Below are 16,359 nucleotides of genomic sequence, written 5' to 3'. Positions count from 1 at the left end.
CTCCAAAGTTGTGAAGGAAGCGGCTATCTTGAAGGAAGATGCGTTTGCCGGCAAGCAAGTCGCTCGTGCGAGAGGCGAAAAACCCTCAAATGCGAGGCATTTTGGCCACGCCCGTTGGCACGCAGACGACATAGACACCTTGGTTCTGTTCCGCAAGCGTCCCAAACGGCCAATGCCGAGGTCGGATTGTGCTGGCGGACGTGTCCAAACAGCTCAAACAGCACAGCCAGAGTAAACGTTCCATGACCGATGCAATTTCCGATACCGTGCTCGACTTCATCACCGTGGGCGAAGGCCCGTTGGCGCGCAGAATTGCGGTGCGCCGCCGCGCCGGAAAAGGCCCCGGGCTGGTCTGGCTCGGCGGATTCAAATCGGACATGCAGGGCAGCAAGGCCATGGCGCTGGATGCCTGGGCCGGGGAGCACGGCCGCGCAATGGTCCGATTCGACTATTCCGGTCACGGCGAATCCTGCGGCGATTTCGCCGATGGAACCATCGGACGCTGGCTGGAGGAGAGCGTAGCAGTGTTCGAGCGCTTCTGCGCCGGCCCGCAAATCCTGATCGGCTCGTCCATGGGCGGCTGGATGGCACTGCTGCTCGCGCGCGAGATCAAGAAGCGCCAGGAGACGCAACAGGCCGTGGCCTCGCTGTCCGGTCTCGTCCTGATCGCGCCGGCGCCCGACTTCACCGAGGAGCTGATGTGGAAGAACTTTTCGCCGGCGGTGAAGAAAGAGATCGAGACCAAGGGCCTCTGGCTGCGGCCGTCGGACTATGGCGACGGCTCGCCCTATCCGATTACGCGAAATCTGATCGAGGAGGGACGCAATCACCTGGTGCTCGGCAGCGCCATCGATCTCGGCTGCCCCATCCGCATCCTGCAGGGCGCGAAAGATCCCGACGTGCCATGGCAGCACGCCTTCGCGCTGACACATCGCCTGCCGGCTGACGACGTCGTGCTGACCATGATCCAGGACGGCGATCACCGCCTCTCCCGCCCGCAGGACATCGCGCGCATTCTTGCCGCCGTGGCGGAGATCGGGTGAAACTGCCGCTCAGCACTCGATGTCATCGTCCGACTTGAGCGGACGATCCGGTATTCCAGAGGCCGTCATACCTAAGCCGAGAAGCCGCGGCGTACTGGATGCGCCGGCAAGCCGGGGCATGACAGAGAACGGGGAGGGAGAAATGCCAATGACCACCGTCGCCATGCTGCGTGCGTTCTGCGACGCGGTCGAGCAGCGCAACGGCAAAGCGTTCGCCGCCCTCTTCACTGAGGACGGCATCTACCACGACGTCTTCTACGGTGTCTTCACCGGTCGCGAGAAGATCGCCGAGCTGATCGACGACTGGTTCTATCGCACGGCGACCGATTTCCGCTGGGACATGCACGATCCCGTCACCGACGGCACCACGCTCTATGCGCGCTACACCTTCAGCTATCGTTCGACCCTGCTGGACGCGAATGGCGCGCGGGCGATGTTCGAGGGCGTGGCGATAATGACGCTGCGTGAGGGCAAGATTGCCAGCTATCACGAAGTTGCCAACACTGCGCCGGCGTTCGTCGACCTGAAGTTTGCGCCGGAGCGGATCGCGAAGATCGTGGCCAAGCAGGGCGCCGAGCTGAAGGCGCGCCCGGAAATGCAGCGGCATTTGGCGTAACTGTCTCCACTCGTCATTCCGGGGCGCGGCCCTTGGCGCGAGCCCGGAACGACGAGTAGAGAGAGCGCTACCGCTTCGACGGATTCGCCATCGGCTTGCGCTGCGCCAGTGCGGCGACCGTGGCGGTCCCGATCGGTCCCTGTTCATCATAGAGCCAGCATTCGCCGATCGCGACGCCATCAGTGGCGTGATGGTTCACCACCTCGAATCCGATCCAGTTTGTGATCGGCAGGCGATGCAGATAGATGGTGACGTCGCTGTTGATGTAGCCGAGCCCCCTGTCGCCGGCATTGGCAAACGGGCTGGCGAAATCGGCGCCGGTGGCGACACGGACGAACGGCGTCATCGCCACGCCCGCGACGAGCTCGCGCACCTCGCTCATCCAGAGCCGGCGCGGGCCGAGCGAGCCCATATGGCCGACGATCGGGCGCGTCGTCCATTTGCCGTTCATGCCGAGCCTGGGATCGGTGGGCTTGGGAATGTCGGCCGGCTTCGGCACGTCCCAGTTCGGCGGTGACCAGACATTGCCTTCGGGATTTTGCGTCTTGCGCAGCAGCTGGCAAGACGCCCGCGCCATGCTGACGCCACCGGAGACAAACTCCGCCTCGACCACGCGGATGCGCAGGCCGTCGCGCACCAGGCGCGTCGTCACTTCAATCGGCTTGTCGATGGTCGGTAGCCGAAACATATCGACGGTGAGCCGCGCCGGCACCAATTCGGGGCCGGAATGACGCTCCTCGATGACGAAGCCGAGCAGGCCGATGATGACGCGTCCGTGCAGCGATTTCGGATCCCAGGGACCGTTGGCGACTTCCGTCGGATGGAATGTGTCGCCGTCGCGGGTAAAGAAAGGCATGTTTGTCATGAGGCGCGAGATTGAAGAAAGGCGCGGGGAAATCAAGGCCCTCAACCCTCATGGTGAGGAGGCGCGAAGCGCCGTCTCGAACCATGCAGGCTCCGCTGCGGCAGCTCGGCCTCGATCCTTCGAGATGCCGCTGCGCGGCTCCTCAGGATGAGGAGCTAACCGTGAATTCTGCGCGCCACTCCTCACGAACACTCTCGTCGGGCTCGCGATCGAGAACCTGCAGCCTCACCTCGGCAAACGCCTCGCGCTCCACCAATTGCCCCAGCGCCCACACCGCCGCCCCACGCACCAGTGGGCTTGCATCGTCGAGCAATCGCCGCGCCTCCGCAGCCAGCGCTAGCTCCCCGGAGTTGCCAATCGCGATCAGCACGTTCCGTACGAAGCGATTGCGGCCGATGCGCTTCAGCGGCGACTTCGTGAACAGCGTGCGGAATGAAGCATCGTCGAGCCGGGCCAGCGCCGCGAGCGCAGGCGCGCGCAGCTCGTCACGCGCCGCGAGCTTGGCCTCGCGACCCTCCTGCGCGAACTTGTTCCAGGGGCAGGCGGCAAGACAATCATCGCAGCCATAGATCCGATTGCCCATGGCCTTGCGAAATTCGCGCGGGATCGGACCCTTGTTCTCGATGGTGAGGTACGAGATGCAGCGCCGCGCATCGAGCTTGTAGGGCGCAGGGAACGCCGCGGTCGGGCAGATGTCGAGACAGGCCCGGCACGAGCCGCAATGGTCGATCTCTGCGTCGTCACGCGGCAGCTCGAGCGTGGTGTAGATCGCGCCGAGGAACAGCCAGGAGCCGAACTCGCGCGAGACGAGATTGGTGTGCTTGCCCTGCCAGCCCAGATGCGCGGCTTGCGCCAAGGGCTTCTCCATCACGGCCGCGGTGTCGACGAACACCTTTACGTCCGACGGCGCGGTCGCAATTAGCCAGCGCGCCAGCGCCTTCAGCCGCTTCTTGATCAGATCGTGATAATCGTCGCCTTGCGCATAGACCGAGATCGCCGCATGCGTGCGCTGCTTGAGGATCGCGAGCGGATCCTGGTCGGGGCCGTAATTGACGCCGAGCATGATCACCGAGCGCACATCCTGCCACAGTCCGCGCGGATCGACGCGGCGCTCAGGGCTCGCGGCCAGCCAATCCATGTCGCCATGGCCGCCGGAGGCGATGAATTCAAGGAAGTATTTTCCGGCGCTCTCGATCGTGCCGGGTGCAGTGATGCCGATGCAGTCGAAGCCGAGCGCGCGTGCTTCGTGCGCCAGCTGTGTCTTCAGTTCAGTCGGATCGCAATTCAGAAATCCAGGTCCACGTAAGTCCGCGACGCCGGCACCCCGGCCAGCCATTCGCTGAGGAGCGGACGGAACGACGGGCGGGATTTCACCCGCGCGTACCACGCCTTTGCTGCATCGTCCTCGCTCCATGGCACGTCGCCCAGATAGTCGATCGCCGAGAGATGCGCCGCGGCGGCGAGATCCGCGTAGGTGAGTCGGTCGCCCGCGAGGAAGTTACGCGTCTGCGCCAGCCAGCCGATATAGGCCAGATGATAGCGCACGTTTGCCTTGGCCGCGCGCATCACGTCGGCCGAAGGCGGGCCGCCACCGTCCTCCTCGCTCATGAACCGCTTGTAGATGCGCTCGGTGACGAGAGGGTGCGAGACCTCCTCGAAGAATTTTTCGTTGAACCAGGCCATCAGCCGGCGCACCTCGACGCGCTCGGTGATGGTTTCCGGCATCAGGCGCTTGGGGCCCATCGCGGCGCCATAGGCCTCGTCGACATATTCGGCAATGATCGCCGCGCCCGGTATGGGCGGCTGCTCGTCGTCCACCAGAACTGGTGTCGTGCCGGCCGCATTGAGCAGCAGAAACGCCTCGCGCCGCTCCCAGCTGCGCTCTTCGACCAGCTTCAGGTCGAGCCCGTATTCGCCCACGATCAAGCGAATGAAGCGCGAGTGCGGACAGAACGGATGATGAAACAGCGTAAACATGAAGCCTTTGACTATTTGATGGTGCTTAAGAATCCATCAATATTTGTGCGGCGCCACACTAGTCCTTCAAAACCGCGAAGCAAGGGCGTGACGTCGCATTTTGCGATTGCGGCATGGGGGCGAATAGGCGAGAAGAGCCCCGCTTTTCCAGCCGAAATGGACCGTAATATGTCAGACGCAATACGGGCAGTGATCCTCGGCATCATCGAGGGGGTGACCGAGTTCCTTCCCGTGTCCTCGACCGGCCACCTCTTGCTCGCGGAGCGCTTCTTCCAGCTTGGTGAAGGTGCCTTCTGGGATTCGTTTACGGTTCTGATCCAGCTGGGTGCGATCCTCGCGATCGTCGGGCTCTATTTCAGGAAGCTGTGGGACGTCGCGATTGGCCTGTTCACGGGCGATGCCTATGCGCGCCGCTTCGTGATCGGCGTGCTGGTCGCCTTCCTGCCGGCCGTGATCGTCGGCCTCCTCGCCGGCAAGTACATCAAGAGCATGCTGTTCAATCCGTGGGTCGTCTGCTTCACGCTGATCGTCGGCGGCGCCATCCTGCTCTGGGTCGACAAGCTCGAGCTCAAGCCGCGCGAGCATGAAGCCACCAAGTTTCCACTCTTGATGTATCTCTATATCGGCATCGCGCAGTGCGTGGCGATGATCCCGGGCGTGTCGCGCTCCGGCGCCAGCATCGTGGCCGCCATGCTGCTCGGTGCGGACAAGCGAGCGGCGGCGGAGTTCTCGTTCTTCCTCGCCATCCCCACCATGATCGGCGCGTTCGCCTACGACTTCTACAAGAACCGCGCCGAGATGACGATGGACCATATGAACATCGTCGCGATCGGCTTCGTGGTGTCGTTCATCACCGCGATCATCGTGGTCAAGACGTTCTTGACCTACGTCACCCGACACGGTTTCGTGGTGTTCGCCTGGTGGCGCGTCATCGTCGGCACGCTCGGCCTGATCGCGCTGGCGCTGGGGCGGTAAAGCCAGAAACCCTCGATCCAAATCAGCTCGCGCTGAAGTGCTCCGACGCACCTCTCCCCGCTGGGGAGAGGTGGGCATCGAGACACCCGGTTGCTGGTGTTTTCAACGCAAAATAAGCTTTTGATCGCTAATCAGTCTCCAGCCCAGGGCGGCGTGCCCGGCACAGGAGCTGAACCATGACCCTCGTCAGCGGCTGGGGGCGTTTTCCGGTCGTCGATAGCAACGTGCTGCGGCCGCGCTCGTTCGCGGCCGTCGGCGAGGCTGTCTCGGCCGGCACCGTCGCGCGCGGCAATGGCCGCGCCTATGGCGATGCCGCGATCGGCGCCGCCAGGACCGTCGCGATGACGGGGTTCGACCGGGTCAGGTGGTTCGATCCGGCGAGCGGGCGCATCCGCCTCGAGGCCGGCATGCTGCTGTCGGACCTGATCGAGACATTCGGCCCACGCGGCTTCCTGCCCTTCGTCGTGCCCGGCACGCGCTTCGTGTCGATCGGCGGTGCAATCGCTGCCGACGTGCACGGCAAGAACCATCATGGCGAGGGCGGCTTCGGTCGCTACCTCGACAGCATTTTGCTGCGCACCGGGCAGGGCGAGGTGATCGAAACCTCGCGCGAGCAGAATTCCGATGCCTTTTTCGCGACCGTCGGCGGCATGGGCCTGACCGGAATCATCCTCGAGGCGACGATGCGGTTGCGGCCGGTCGAAACCGGATGGATCCGCGAGCGGGTGATCTCTGCGTCCGATCTCGATGCCGCGATGCGAGCGCTCGACGCGGGCGATGCTGCGACCTATTCGGTGGCCTGGCTCGATTGCGCGGCGCGAGGACGCGATCTCGGCCGCGCGCTGATCTATCTCGGCGAACACGCCGGCAGAGACGAACTCGCCGCTGGCGCCGCTGCGTTTCCCGTCGGCAAAGATCCCGGCCTCGGCGTCCCCGTCGATCTGCCCTCGATCACGCTGAACCGCCTCAGCATTCGCGCCTTCAACGAGCTGTACTACCGCGTGGGCGCGCGGCGCGCCGGCGGCAGCCAAGTGGTCTCGCTCTATCCGTATTTCTTTCCGCTCGACGGCCTCAAAGACTGGAATCGCATCTATGGCAAGCGCGGCTTCCTTCAGCATCAATGCGTGATTCCGGAGCAGGGCGCGCGCGAGGTGCTCGGCGATATCCTCCAGCGCGTCGCGCATCGCGGCGATGCCTCCTTCCTCGCCGTGCTCAAGAAGCTCGGCCAGGGCGACGGCATCCTGTCGTTTCCGCTGCCCGGCTACACGCTGGCGCTGGATTTCCCGCTGAAGGGCGACATCCTGAATTTCCTCGACGAGATCGATCGCCTGGTCGTCGCTGCCGGCGGGCGGCTGTACCTCGCCAAGGATGCGCGCCAGTCGCGCGCGACGTTCGCGGCCGGCTATCCCGCCTTGCAGCGGTTCAACGCGATCCGCAGATCGCTTGATCCCACAGGCAACATCCGCTCGAAGCTTTCACAACGCCTGTTTGATGAGGTCTAGCCCGTGACGTCACGCAAGTCCGCAATTGTGCTGGGTGGCTCCTCCGATATCGGCCGCGCCGCCGCGCGCGCCTTCGCCAAGGCGGGATACGACGTCGCCCTCGCCGGCCGCGACGTCGCCACGCTGGAGCGGGATGCCGCCGATCTGCGCGCGCGTTACAATATCGAGGTCGGTCTTCACAAATTCGATGTGCTCCACACCGCGTCATTCGAGAGCTTTGTCGGCGGCCTGCCGGCGTTGCCTGATGTCGTGGTCTCGATCGTCGGCCTTTTGGGCGTGCAGGAGAACGCGCAATCCGATCTCGCCCACGCCACCACGATCATGCGCTCCAACTACGAAGGCCCGTCGCTGATCCTCGGCCTGTTCGCCGAAAAATTCTTGGGCCGCGGCACTGGCACGATCGTCGGCGTGTCCTCCGTTGCCGGCGATCGCGGCCGCGCCTCGAACTATGTCTACGGCTCGGCCAAAGCGGGCTTCTCCGCCTTCCTGTCCGGCCTGCGTGCCCGCGCCAGCCGCGGCGGCGTGCATGTCGTCACCGTCAAGCCCGGCTTCGTCCGCACCAAGATGACGGAAGGCATGAAGCTGATCGGCCCGCTCACGGTGGAGGCGCCGGTGGTCGGCGATGCGATCCTTCAGGCGGTCGAGAGGAAAATCGACGTCGTCTATGTCAGCGGCAAATGGCGCCTCGTGATGCTGATCATCAAGACGCTGCCGGAAGCGGTGTTCAAGAAGCTGAAGTTTTGACGTCTCGCCGCGCTGACGGTGCGTCCTCTGGCCCTGCTCGTCCTCCAAACTCGTCATGCCCGGGCTTGACCCGGGCATCCACGTCTTGCTGCGACCGCTGATCTGAGTGGATGGCCTCGCATAGTCGAGCAGAGCGACGCCGTTCTCCGAACGGCCCGGCCATGACGACGGAGAGAGAGTCTTTAGGCGCTCTTGCGCTGGAACTGGCCGGCCGCGCGGAAACGCCAGAGATATTGCGGGGCGATCGCCTCCAGCGAATCCGGCGTGATGCCGAGCCCTTCCAGCGTCAGGCCAGCGGCCTTCGCCGCATCCGACACGACATTGTCGCGTTCGAGCATCGTGACCTGGTCCGGCGTCAGCTTCAGTGCACCCGGCGCGAATTGCAGGAAGGCGGCCTTGAAGCGGGCGAGCCCAAACGGCAGCGGGATCAGCATTCGCTCGCGGTCCGTGATCTCGAGGATGGTCTCGATGATCTCGCGCATGGTCAGCACCTCCGGCCCGCCGAGCTCATAGGTCGCGCCGGCCTTGGCCTTGCCGTCGACGGCATCAGCGATCGCGGTGGCGACGTCGCCGACATAGACCGGCTGCATCCTGGTCTCGCCGCCGATCAGCGGCAGCACCGGCAACATTCGCCCCAGCGCGGCAAAGCGGTTGGTGAACTGGTCCTCGGGCCCGAACATCACGGAAGGGCGGAAGATCGTCGCCGACGGTACGGCGGCCAAGACCGCGGCTTCGCCGGCCGCCTTGGCCTTGGCATAGCGCGAGGGCGATTCCGCGTCGGCGCCGATCGCGGAGACATGCACCAGGCTGGCGCCGGCGGCGGCCGCCGCCTTGGCGACGGTCTCGGCGCCCTTGGCCTGGACGGCGTCAAAGGTCTGCTCGCCGCTCTCGGTGAGGACGCCCACGAGGTTGATCACGACATGCGAATCGCGCAGCGCCGCCTCGACCGAGGCCGGATAGCGCAAATTGGCCTGCACGGTGTGGACCTGCCCGACCTTGCCGGAGGGCTGGAGATATCCGGCGAGTTCCGGCCGCCGCACCGCGACCCGGATGCGGTAATCGCGCTTGCACAGGGCGCGGACGACGTTCCGGCCCAAAAACCCAGATCCGCCGAAAACCGTGACGAGCGTGTCCAGATTCGATGCCATGGGGTCGGTTCCTGCAGGTGGGTAAGGGGTTGTCAGGCTTGTATCGGGCCGGTTTGCGATGCGCAATCGGCATCCCGCAACAGGCTTCACGCATGAATTGACAACGGCGTCACCGAACCGTAGTAACCGCCTCCGTGCCCCAAACGGCATGCCCAGGTGGTGGAATTGGTAGACGCGCTGGCTTCAGGTGCCAGTGGCTTAACGGCCGTGAAGGTTCGAGTCCTTTCCTGGGCACCATTTGCAAGATTTGACGCAAAATGGGGCTGCTTCCGATCAGTCGCGATGGTAGCCGACGATCCAAGCACCGAGGTGGCATGGGTCCCTTGATGGGACAGATCAGCCCGTCCGCTCTCACACCACCCGCTTTCCCGCCCGCTCCGCCACCGCCTTCTGCACAAAGTACATCGCGCCCAGCGCGACGATCGTCGTCGCGACCACGACGTAGCCGAGCCGGTCGAAATGGATCAGCGAGCCGTCCGCCGCTTGGGCGATGATGGCGGCGGCGAGCACTGAGCCGAGTCCTCCGGAGAGCTGCTGAAGCGAGGCGCTGACCGCGCTGAACGAGCCGCGCTGGCTCGGATCGGGGATCGCCGACATCAGCGCCTGCGACGGGATCATGCGCGAGAAAATGCCGACGAACATCAAGACGTTGACGAGGATCGCGGTCGCGAGCGAGACGTGGCCGAGACGGGTGTAGACCAGCACCATGATCACCGACACGACGCTGCCGAACGCGAAGGTCGGGTATTTGCCGAACGCGTCGCTCGCCCTGCCGACCAGAGGCCCCGTGACGATGCTGAACAGGCCGGAGACGAGATAGATCGTCGGCAGATGCGCAATGTCGATGCCGAGATTGTGCACGGTGAAGGCGCTGGAGAACGGCATCAGCATGTACCCGCCGGTCGCCAGCAGCGTCGTGACGGCGAAGGCCAGCGTATAGCGCTTCTGCCCGACGGTCGCGATCAAGTGCCGGAACGGGTTTCTGTCCTGCTTCAATTTCAGATGCGCATCGACCGGCTCCATGGTGAAAGCGATGACCGCGATCGCTGCGATTGACACCACGACGATCGCGGCGAAGCAGACATGCCAGCTCCAGTGATTGGCGAGGAACAGCCCGGCGGGAATGCCGAGCACCTGGCTTGCGGCAAACGCCGTCTGGATGAAGCCCATCACGCGGCCGCGCAGGTGCAGCGGGAACAGATCGGTGATGATGGCGAGCACAACCGAGCCGATCACGCCACCGAACAATCCGGTCACGATCCTGCCGAGCAGCAGCACATGGTAGTTCTGCGCGGCGGCGCAGAGCATGGTCCCGAGCGTGAAGCCGACATAGAAGAACAGCAGCAGGCGCTTGCGACGAACCGATCGGCAAAGCCGGCGGCCAGGATGCCCGAGATCCCCGCGCTGAACGCGTAGGCCGAGACCGCGACGCCGAACTGCCCGGCCGTGATGTCGAGCGCAGGCATCAGGATGGCGCCGAGCGGCGACATGATGATGAAGTCGAGGATGATCGTGAATTGCGTGAACGCGAGCAGCGCGATGAGCAGCGCCTGATAGCGCGAAAAGCCGCGTTGGCGCTCCTGTGGGTCGTCGACGGCCGCGGCGAGCGTCTGTTCGGTCATGGCACCTGATTCAGGGTAAGCGCGGCGGGGCGCGCGAAACTGGCAGATAGGGTGGACGGCGACGATGTCCACCGGCGGCAAGGTAAAAGCTCTGCCGCAACAGGAAGCGCGGGGCGGGTTGTGGGATCCGGGCAACAGGGCGCCCGCGCGAACCCGCTCCTGTCCGGGGGAATTAAGCCGCCCTTAGCGAATGCCCTCTAGGCTCGCGACCATCCCTTTCCCCTGCTCCCCGGCCTTTGGGCCGGTCATTTTGCGTCAAGTAAGAGTGTTTCCGGATGGAGCAGCCTGCCTGGCAACATGATTCTGGCGCCCCCGCACCGTCGGCAATTGCGGCGGCTGGGCGGACGCTTGTGATCGATCTGGAAGGCGCGCTGCTGCGTTCCGAACTGCTGATGGAAGCGCTGTTCAGTGCGCCCGGCCGCATGCTGGCCCGCTTCGGCGCCGGCGGACGCCCGGGTATGGCCGCGCTCACGGATATCCTGGCGCGGGCCGAGATCGACTATGCCCATCTGCCCTATGATTCCGATGTGCTGAATCAGGCGCTGGCGGCGCGGGCGCAGGGCGCGAAGATATATCTTGTCGCCGGACGTTTCGCCGATCATGCGGCGGGCATTGCCGCACATCTTGGCTTTGACGGCGTCGTGACGCCGGCCGATCTTGCCGCGGGCCATACGCTGCCGTTCGATCGCGGCGCGATCGAGCGCATCGAGAGCCGCGGCCACAGCCACGTCAGCTGGAAAACCTGGGCCAAGGCCCTGCGCGTCTATCAATACGCCAAGAACACGCTGGTGTTCGTGCCGGCGCTCACCGCGCATCAGATGAACCTTCCAACGCTCGGCTATGCATTGCTGGCGTTCATGGCGTTTTCCGCCTGCGCGTCGGGCGCCTATCTGATGAACGATCTCCTGGATCTTTCGGCCGACCGGCAGCATCCGACCAAGCGCCATCGCCCGCTCGCGGCCGGCGATCTGCCGATCTCCGCGGCGCTAGCAGCGATTCCTGCGCTGTGGCTGTTCGCGCTTGTCGCCAGCCTCTGCATCTCGCCTCTCTTCCTGGGCGTGCTCGGCGCCTATCTCGTCACCACGATCGCTTATTCGCTCGCGCTCAAGCGCAAGATGCTGGTCGACGTCGTGACGCTGTCTGGTCTCTACAGCTTGCGCATCATCGCCGGCGCCGTCGGCGTCGGCGTGGTGCTGTCGGAATGGCTTTTGATCTTCTCGCTGTTCGTGTTCACCTCGCTGGCGCTGATCAAGCGTTTCAGCGAGCTCAGCATGCGCGAGAGCGCGGGCCTCGCCGATCCCTCCAACCGCGATTACAGGATCACTGATCTGCATGTCATCGCCGCGATGGCGGCGGCGAGCGCGATGAACGCGGCAACGGTGTTCTCGCTCTACGTCTCCTCCTCCGCGGTGACGCCGCTCTACAGCCGTCCCTGGATGCTGTGGCTGCTCAACCCGCTGCTGCTCTACTGGTTCGGCCGCGCCCTGATGATGGCGCACCGCCGCGAGATGCCTGACGATCCGATCATCTACGCTTTCCGCGACGGCCCCAGCCGCATCACGGTGGCCGCGATGATCTGCATCATGCTGGCGGCGATCTGACCGGACCCGTAAGGTCACGGCCGGCGCTTGCGCGGCCCGCCGTGAGTGGATACATCGCGGGGAATCCCGATTAGCCTATTCTGCCGACACCATTCGAGGTTTTGAAACGCCATGACCGTGCGCCTGCATCGCGGCGACCTGCCCGACCTGTCCCGCTACACCGCAGCGGTGGCGATCGACACCGAGACCATGGGCCTGAACCCGCACCGCGACCGGCTCTGCGTGGTGCAGCTCTCGCCCGGCGACGGCAGCGCCGACGTGGTGCAGATCCCCAAGGGGCACACCGACGCGCCGAATTTGAAGGCGCTGCTGGCCGATCCCGCCATCACGAAGATCTTCCACTTCGCGCGGTTCGATATCGCGGTGCTGTACCAGACCTTCGGCGTCATGACCGGGCCGATCTACTGCACCAAGATCGCCTCCCGCCTGACCCGCACCTATACCGACCGCCACGGTCTGAAGGACCTGGTGCGCGAGGTGCTCAACATCGACCTCTCCAAGCAGCAGCAGTCCAGCGACTGGGGCTCCGACAGCCTGAGCGAGCCGCAGCTCGCCTATGCCGCCTCCGATGTGCTGCATCTGCACGGCCTGCGCGAGCGGCTCGATGCCATGCTGGTGCGGGAAGGCCGCTCCGCGCTGGCGCAGGCCTGTTTCGACTTCCTGCCGACCCGCGCCCTGCTCGACCTCCAGGGCTGGGCGGAAGAGGACATTTTCGCGCATTCCTGATGCCGCTCGTGGCCGCTAGGGTCAGGGCTGCCGCCCCGTTTCGGACACTTTCGTAACGGCCTGTCGCCGGCTGCATATTTTGGCGGCGCCGGGTACAATGGGGCGTCCTTCCACCGGACAAGGCGAGCGCCACTTCAGGAGTGAATCAGGAGTCCAGGTGAATTCGGCCCAGAATCCCACCTACGACGCCGCGCTTGCGGCGAAGTTTGCCAGCGCGGCGCGCCACAGCCGCCTGGTGCGGATTCTGCGTGTCGCGGTGCCGGGCGCGGTGCTGCTCTCCATGGCCGCCATCGTCGGCGTGTCGGTCTTCAATCCGTTCCGCATGCTGATGCCGAAACTGCCGCTCGATTCCGGAAACCTGGTGGTGTCGGGCACTAAGATCACCATGGAAACGCCGCACCTCGCCGGCTTCACGCCTGACCAGCGGCCCTACGAGCTCTGGGCCAAGACCGCGACGCAGGACATCACCGACCCCGATCATGTCGATCTTTCGGATCTGCGTGCAAAGGTGCTGATGGAGGATCAATCCACCCTGTTCCTCGACGCCCGCACCGGCCGTTTCGACAACAAGCAGCAGCAGCTCGATCTGCACAAGGACATCTTGCTGCGCACCTCGACCGGCTACGAAGCGCGGCTGAACTCGGCCTTCGTCGACATGAACAAGGGCACGGTCACCTCCGACGAGCGCGTCGACGTCAAGCTGACCAACGGCACGCTGACCGCGGACCGGCTGCGGATCACCGAGGGCGGCGATCTCATCCGCTTCGAAGGCAATGTGGTGATGCACCTGGACAAGCTGGACGACCCCGCCGCCGCACAGCCTGCGCCCCCGGCCGAGCCTGCGCCACCTGCAAAGACGCGTACGCCTCAGAACAAGTCTGCCAATTCAAAGTGATTTCCATGATCAGTTTTTTTTCGCGCAGCGACTACATGCGGAGTGCCGTCCTCGGCACAGCCGTGCTTGTCGCCGCCGTCGTTGCGGTGGTCGCTGGCGGGGCCGCCATTGCACAGAGCACGATGCAAGGCGTGCCCAACGCGATGCAGGGCTTTTCGCAAAACCGCGACCAGCCGATCCAGATCGAGGCCGCCTCGCTCGAAATGCGCGACAAGAAGAAGGAGGCGACCTTCGCCGGCAATGTGAAGGTCGTGCAGGGCGACACCACCATGACCTCGAAGACGCTGGTGGTGTTTTATGAATCGGGCGGCGGCGACAAGCCGGCCGTGCCGCAGCCGGCGGCCAAGGGCGCGAAGGCGGCACCGATGCAGTCGACAACGCCCGGCCCGGGCGGCAGCTCCGCGATCAAGCGGCTGGAGGCGCGCGGCAATGTCGTGGTCACTCAGAAGGACCAGGTGGTAACGGGCGAGACCGCCGTGTTCGACACCAAGACCAACCTCATCACCATGCTCGGCGGCGTGGTCTTGACGCAGTGCAAGAACGTGCTGCGCGGCGACCGCCTGATGGTCGACATGACCACGGGCGTGTCGCGGGTGGAATCCGAGAGCGGCCGGGTCCAGGCCCTGCTGCCGCAGGGCGGCAGCAATGATTGCGGGCAAGGCGCCAAACCCGGCACAGCACCGCCTCTGCAGTTGCCCGGCGCAAGTAAACAAAAGTAAATTCAATAACTTGCTTTGGTTGCTCCCGATCCGAGGTTGAAGCTTGCCCGGCAAGACTGTATCTAGCGCGAAGGGCTTTCGAAGCGGGGTTCGCCGCTTTTCGGGCGTGTTTCACTGGGCATGAGACATCCCTCACTCAGGCTGCACCGGCGGATCGCAAAGACCGGGGCGGCAGATCGCGGGATCACGCGCGGACCATCGTGCAGGATTGTCGTGCAGGATCGTCGTGAAAGGCTAGAAGGCGGGGATGGTCGATCTCTTCAGCATGTTCCGTCGGCGACCCGCCAAACGCGGCCGGCCAGGATTTGCGCGTCAGGACATCAGCGCGCTCGGTGACGATGTCGGCGGTCTCGTCACCAGCCCGGTGCGGGATGCGCCGCCGACCGCCCGGAGCCAGCCGGTGCGTGCGCCCGACCAGTTCCAAGGAGACCATCACGCCGACTATCAGGCGGACTATCGAGCCGAGCCGCCGCGTCCGCAGGCGGTTCACCCGGTCAGGGCCGGCAGCAGATCCAATGGTACAGGCGGGCAGCTGCTGCGGCGGCCCGGCTTCCTGGCTGTGCACAGTGTGGAAAAGGCCTTTGGCAGTCGTCAGGTGGTGCGCGGCGTCAGCATCTACGTGCGCCGCGGCGAAGCGGTCGGTCTGCTCGGCCCGAACGGCGCCGGCAAGACCACCGTGTTCTACATGATCACCGGCCTGATCAAGGCCGATCGCGGCGCGATCGAGCTTGACGGGCACGATGTCACCAAGCTGCCGATGTATCAGCGCGCACGGCTCGGCATCGGCTATCTGCCGCAGGAGGCCTCGATCTTCCGCGGCCTCACCGTCGAGCAGAACATCCGCGCGGTGCTCGAAGTGGTCGAGCCCTCGCGCAAGAAACGCGAGCACCAGCTCGATTCGCTGCTCGACGAGTTCAACATCACGCGCCTCAGGAAATCGCCGTCGATCGCGCTATCAGGTGGGGAGCGCCGCCGCGTCGAGATTGCGCGCGCGTTGGCGACACGGCCGAACTACATGCTGCTCGACGAGCCCTTCGCCGGCATCGATCCGATCGCGGTCGGCGACATCCAGGACCTCGTCCGCCATCTGACCAATCGCGGCATCGGGGTCTTGATCACCGACCACAATGTGCGCGAAACGCTCGGCCTCACCGATCGTGCCTACATCGTCTATGCCGGTGAAATCCTGACCGAGGGTACCCCGGATGAGATCGTCGCCGATCCGGACGTGCGCCGGCTTTACCTTGGCGAGGAATTCCGCCTCTAGCCTGTTTTTGCGCGGCGTCAAGGCGTGTACATCGGGCCCGGACTAGGATAAGCAAAAATCGGACCAATTTTGGGAACGGTTCTTGCTTCATGGCGCTTACGCAGAGATTAGAGTTCCGGCAATCGCAGTCGCTGGTCATGACGCCGCAGCTGATGCAGGCGATCAAGCTGCTGCAATTGTCCAATCTCGATCTCACGACTTTCGTGGAGGAGGAACTCGAGCGTAATCCCCTGCTGGAGCGGGCCAATGACGAGGCCGGCGGCGCTGAAGCGACCGCGGAGGCCAGCCAGTTCGGTGATGGTGACGAAGGCGGCCACGGTGATGGGGTTGGTGACGACGGCTTTGGCGGCAGCGCCGAGGCGTTCGAGCCCGGACAGGAAGAATGGATGAGCAAGGATCTCGGCACCCGCGCCGAGATCGAGCAGACCCTGGACACCGGCCTCGACAACGTCTTCTCCGAGGAGCCGGCCGAGGCGGCCGCGCGCAATGCCCAGGACGCCGCGCCGACCACTTACACCGAGTGGGGCGGTGGTGCCTCCGGCGATGAACCCTACAATCTCGAAGCCTTCGTCGCGGCAGAGAGGACCCTGTCGGACCATCTTGCCGAGCAGCTCTCGGTTGCCTTCACCGCGCCGGCGCAGCGCATGATCGGCCAGTAC

Annotated in this window: 14 protein-coding genes, 1 tRNA gene and 2 pseudogenes; 12 read left to right on the top strand and 5 right to left on the bottom strand. The window is 64.7% G+C overall.

All coding sequences use genetic code 11. From position 1 onward, the window contains the following. The first annotated feature begins 242 nt into the window (after positions 1–242). Both IVB01_RS05805 and IVB01_RS05800 read left to right on the top strand, forming a co-directional pair. Complete coding sequence (locus IVB01_RS05805) at positions 243–1,043, top strand: alpha/beta hydrolase (RefSeq protein WP_247276548.1); 801 nt, start codon at positions 243–245, stop codon at positions 1,041–1,043. A 148-nt stretch (positions 1,044–1,191) separates the two neighbouring features. After that, the gene (locus IVB01_RS05800; RefSeq protein WP_247421607.1) at positions 1,192–1,659 is read left to right on the top strand and encodes a nuclear transport factor 2 family protein; all 468 of its coding nucleotides are present in this window, start codon (positions 1,192–1,194) and stop codon (positions 1,657–1,659) included. Positions 1,660–1,726: 67 nt separating this feature from the next. On the opposite strand, the gene IVB01_RS05795 is transcribed toward IVB01_RS05800, so the two are convergent. From IVB01_RS05795 to IVB01_RS05785, 3 genes are all read right to left on the bottom strand, one after another. Continuing rightward, positions 1,727–2,524 (bottom strand): acyl-CoA thioesterase domain-containing protein, encoded by a 798-nt coding sequence (locus IVB01_RS05795; protein WP_247276547.1) that lies wholly within the window; start codon positions 2,522–2,524, stop codon positions 1,727–1,729. 142 nt (positions 2,525–2,666) lie between these two features. Then, the gene (gene queG, locus IVB01_RS05790; RefSeq protein WP_247276546.1) at positions 2,667–3,860 is read right to left on the bottom strand and encodes a tRNA epoxyqueuosine(34) reductase QueG; all 1,194 of its coding nucleotides are present in this window, start codon (positions 3,858–3,860) and stop codon (positions 2,667–2,669) included. After that, positions 3,809–4,501 (bottom strand): glutathione S-transferase family protein, encoded by a 693-nt coding sequence (locus tag IVB01_RS05785; RefSeq protein WP_247276545.1) that lies wholly within the window; start codon positions 4,499–4,501, stop codon positions 3,809–3,811. The genes queG and IVB01_RS05785 overlap by 52 nt, the downstream gene beginning before the upstream one ends. A gap of 168 nt (positions 4,502–4,669) precedes the next feature. On the opposite strand from IVB01_RS05785, the gene IVB01_RS05780 reads away from it, so the two are divergent. From IVB01_RS05780 to IVB01_RS05770, 3 genes are all read left to right on the top strand, one after another. Next, complete coding sequence (locus IVB01_RS05780) at positions 4,670–5,476, top strand: undecaprenyl-diphosphate phosphatase (RefSeq protein WP_247276544.1); 807 nt, start codon at positions 4,670–4,672, stop codon at positions 5,474–5,476. Positions 5,477–5,652: 176 nt separating this feature from the next. Then, a complete protein-coding gene (locus IVB01_RS05775; protein ID WP_247276543.1) occupies positions 5,653–6,978 on the top strand; it encodes an FAD-binding oxidoreductase in 1,326 nt (441 codons plus the stop codon). Between the two features lie 3 nt (positions 6,979–6,981). Then, positions 6,982–7,722, top strand: coding sequence for an SDR family oxidoreductase (locus IVB01_RS05770; protein WP_247276542.1), 741 nt, complete (start codon positions 6,982–6,984; stop codon positions 7,720–7,722). Positions 7,723–7,904: 182 nt separating this feature from the next. Here IVB01_RS05770 and IVB01_RS05765 read toward each other — a convergent pair whose 3' ends face one another. After that, a complete protein-coding gene (locus IVB01_RS05765; protein ID WP_247276541.1) occupies positions 7,905–8,870 on the bottom strand; it encodes a complex I NDUFA9 subunit family protein in 966 nt (321 codons plus the stop codon). Positions 8,871–9,020: 150 nt separating this feature from the next. Between IVB01_RS05765 and IVB01_RS05760 the strand changes: the two genes are divergently transcribed. Further along, positions 9,021–9,107 (top strand) — tRNA-Leu (locus IVB01_RS05760). A 114-nt stretch (positions 9,108–9,221) separates the two neighbouring features. Here the strand turns inward: IVB01_RS05760 and IVB01_RS05755 are convergent. Then, positions 9,222–10,492 (bottom strand): annotated as a pseudogene (locus IVB01_RS05755) (MFS transporter). Between the two features lie 350 nt (positions 10,493–10,842). On the opposite strand from IVB01_RS05755, the gene IVB01_RS05745 reads away from it, so the two are divergent. The 6 genes and pseudogenes from IVB01_RS05745 to IVB01_RS05720 all read left to right on the top strand — a co-directional run. Continuing rightward, positions 10,843–12,093: a UbiA family prenyltransferase gene (locus tag IVB01_RS05745; protein ID WP_247276538.1), complete on the top strand. Its 1,251-nt coding sequence runs from the start codon at positions 10,843–10,845 to the stop codon at positions 12,091–12,093. A 111-nt stretch (positions 12,094–12,204) separates the two neighbouring features. Further along, positions 12,205–12,819 (top strand): ribonuclease D, encoded by a 615-nt coding sequence (locus tag IVB01_RS05740; RefSeq protein ID WP_247276537.1) that lies wholly within the window; start codon positions 12,205–12,207, stop codon positions 12,817–12,819. Between the two features lie 157 nt (positions 12,820–12,976). Then, positions 12,977–13,714, top strand: a complete 738-nt coding sequence (gene lptC / locus IVB01_RS05735) for an LPS export ABC transporter periplasmic protein LptC (RefSeq protein ID WP_247276536.1) — start codon at positions 12,977–12,979, stop codon at positions 13,712–13,714. Between the two features lie 5 nt (positions 13,715–13,719). Next, on the top strand, positions 13,720–14,433 hold the full coding sequence (locus IVB01_RS05730; protein WP_247276535.1) for an LptA/OstA family protein: 714 nt from the start codon (positions 13,720–13,722) through the stop codon (positions 14,431–14,433). Between the two features lie 247 nt (positions 14,434–14,680). Beyond that, positions 14,681–15,700 carry an LPS export ABC transporter ATP-binding protein gene (lptB, locus tag IVB01_RS05725; RefSeq protein WP_247276534.1) on the top strand — a complete coding sequence of 340 codons (1,020 nt, stop codon included), beginning with the start codon at positions 14,681–14,683 and terminating at the stop codon, positions 15,698–15,700. Positions 15,701–15,789: 89 nt separating this feature from the next. Then, positions 15,790–16,359 (top strand): annotated as a pseudogene (locus tag IVB01_RS05720) (RNA polymerase sigma-54 factor); the annotation flags it as partial.

Origin of the sequence: Bradyrhizobium sp. 164, from assembly GCF_023073715.1 — a bacterium.
Taxonomy (GTDB): Bacteria; Pseudomonadota; Alphaproteobacteria; order Rhizobiales; family Xanthobacteraceae; genus Bradyrhizobium.
The sequence above is the reverse complement of the archived record's forward strand: the minus strand, read 5'-3'. Positions and strand labels throughout refer to the sequence as shown.

Coding starts and splice junctions, on each gene's coding strand:
- IVB01_RS05805 (WP_247276548.1), top strand. CDS start 243: ATGACCGATGCAATTTCCGATACCGTGCTCGACTTCATCACCGTGGGC.
- IVB01_RS05800 (WP_247421607.1), top strand. CDS start 1,192: ATGACCACCGTCGCCATGCTGCGTGCGTTCTGCGACGCGGTCGAGCAG.
- IVB01_RS05795 (WP_247276547.1), bottom strand. CDS start 2,524: ATGACAAACATGCCTTTCTTTACCCGCGACGGCGACACATTCCATCCG.
- queG (WP_247276546.1), bottom strand. CDS start 3,860: ATGGCTGGCCGGGGTGCCGGCGTCGCGGACTTACGTGGACCTGGATTT.
- IVB01_RS05785 (WP_247276545.1), bottom strand. CDS start 4,501: ATGTTTACGCTGTTTCATCATCCGTTCTGTCCGCACTCGCGCTTCATT.
- IVB01_RS05780 (WP_247276544.1), top strand. CDS start 4,670: ATGTCAGACGCAATACGGGCAGTGATCCTCGGCATCATCGAGGGGGTG.
- IVB01_RS05775 (WP_247276543.1), top strand. CDS start 5,653: ATGACCCTCGTCAGCGGCTGGGGGCGTTTTCCGGTCGTCGATAGCAAC.
- IVB01_RS05765 (WP_247276541.1), bottom strand. CDS start 8,870: ATGGCATCGAATCTGGACACGCTCGTCACGGTTTTCGGCGGATCTGGG.
- IVB01_RS05740 (WP_247276537.1), top strand. CDS start 12,205: ATGACCGTGCGCCTGCATCGCGGCGACCTGCCCGACCTGTCCCGCTAC.
- IVB01_RS05730 (WP_247276535.1), top strand. CDS start 13,720: ATGATCAGTTTTTTTTCGCGCAGCGACTACATGCGGAGTGCCGTCCTC.
- lptB (WP_247276534.1), top strand. CDS start 14,681: ATGGTCGATCTCTTCAGCATGTTCCGTCGGCGACCCGCCAAACGCGGC.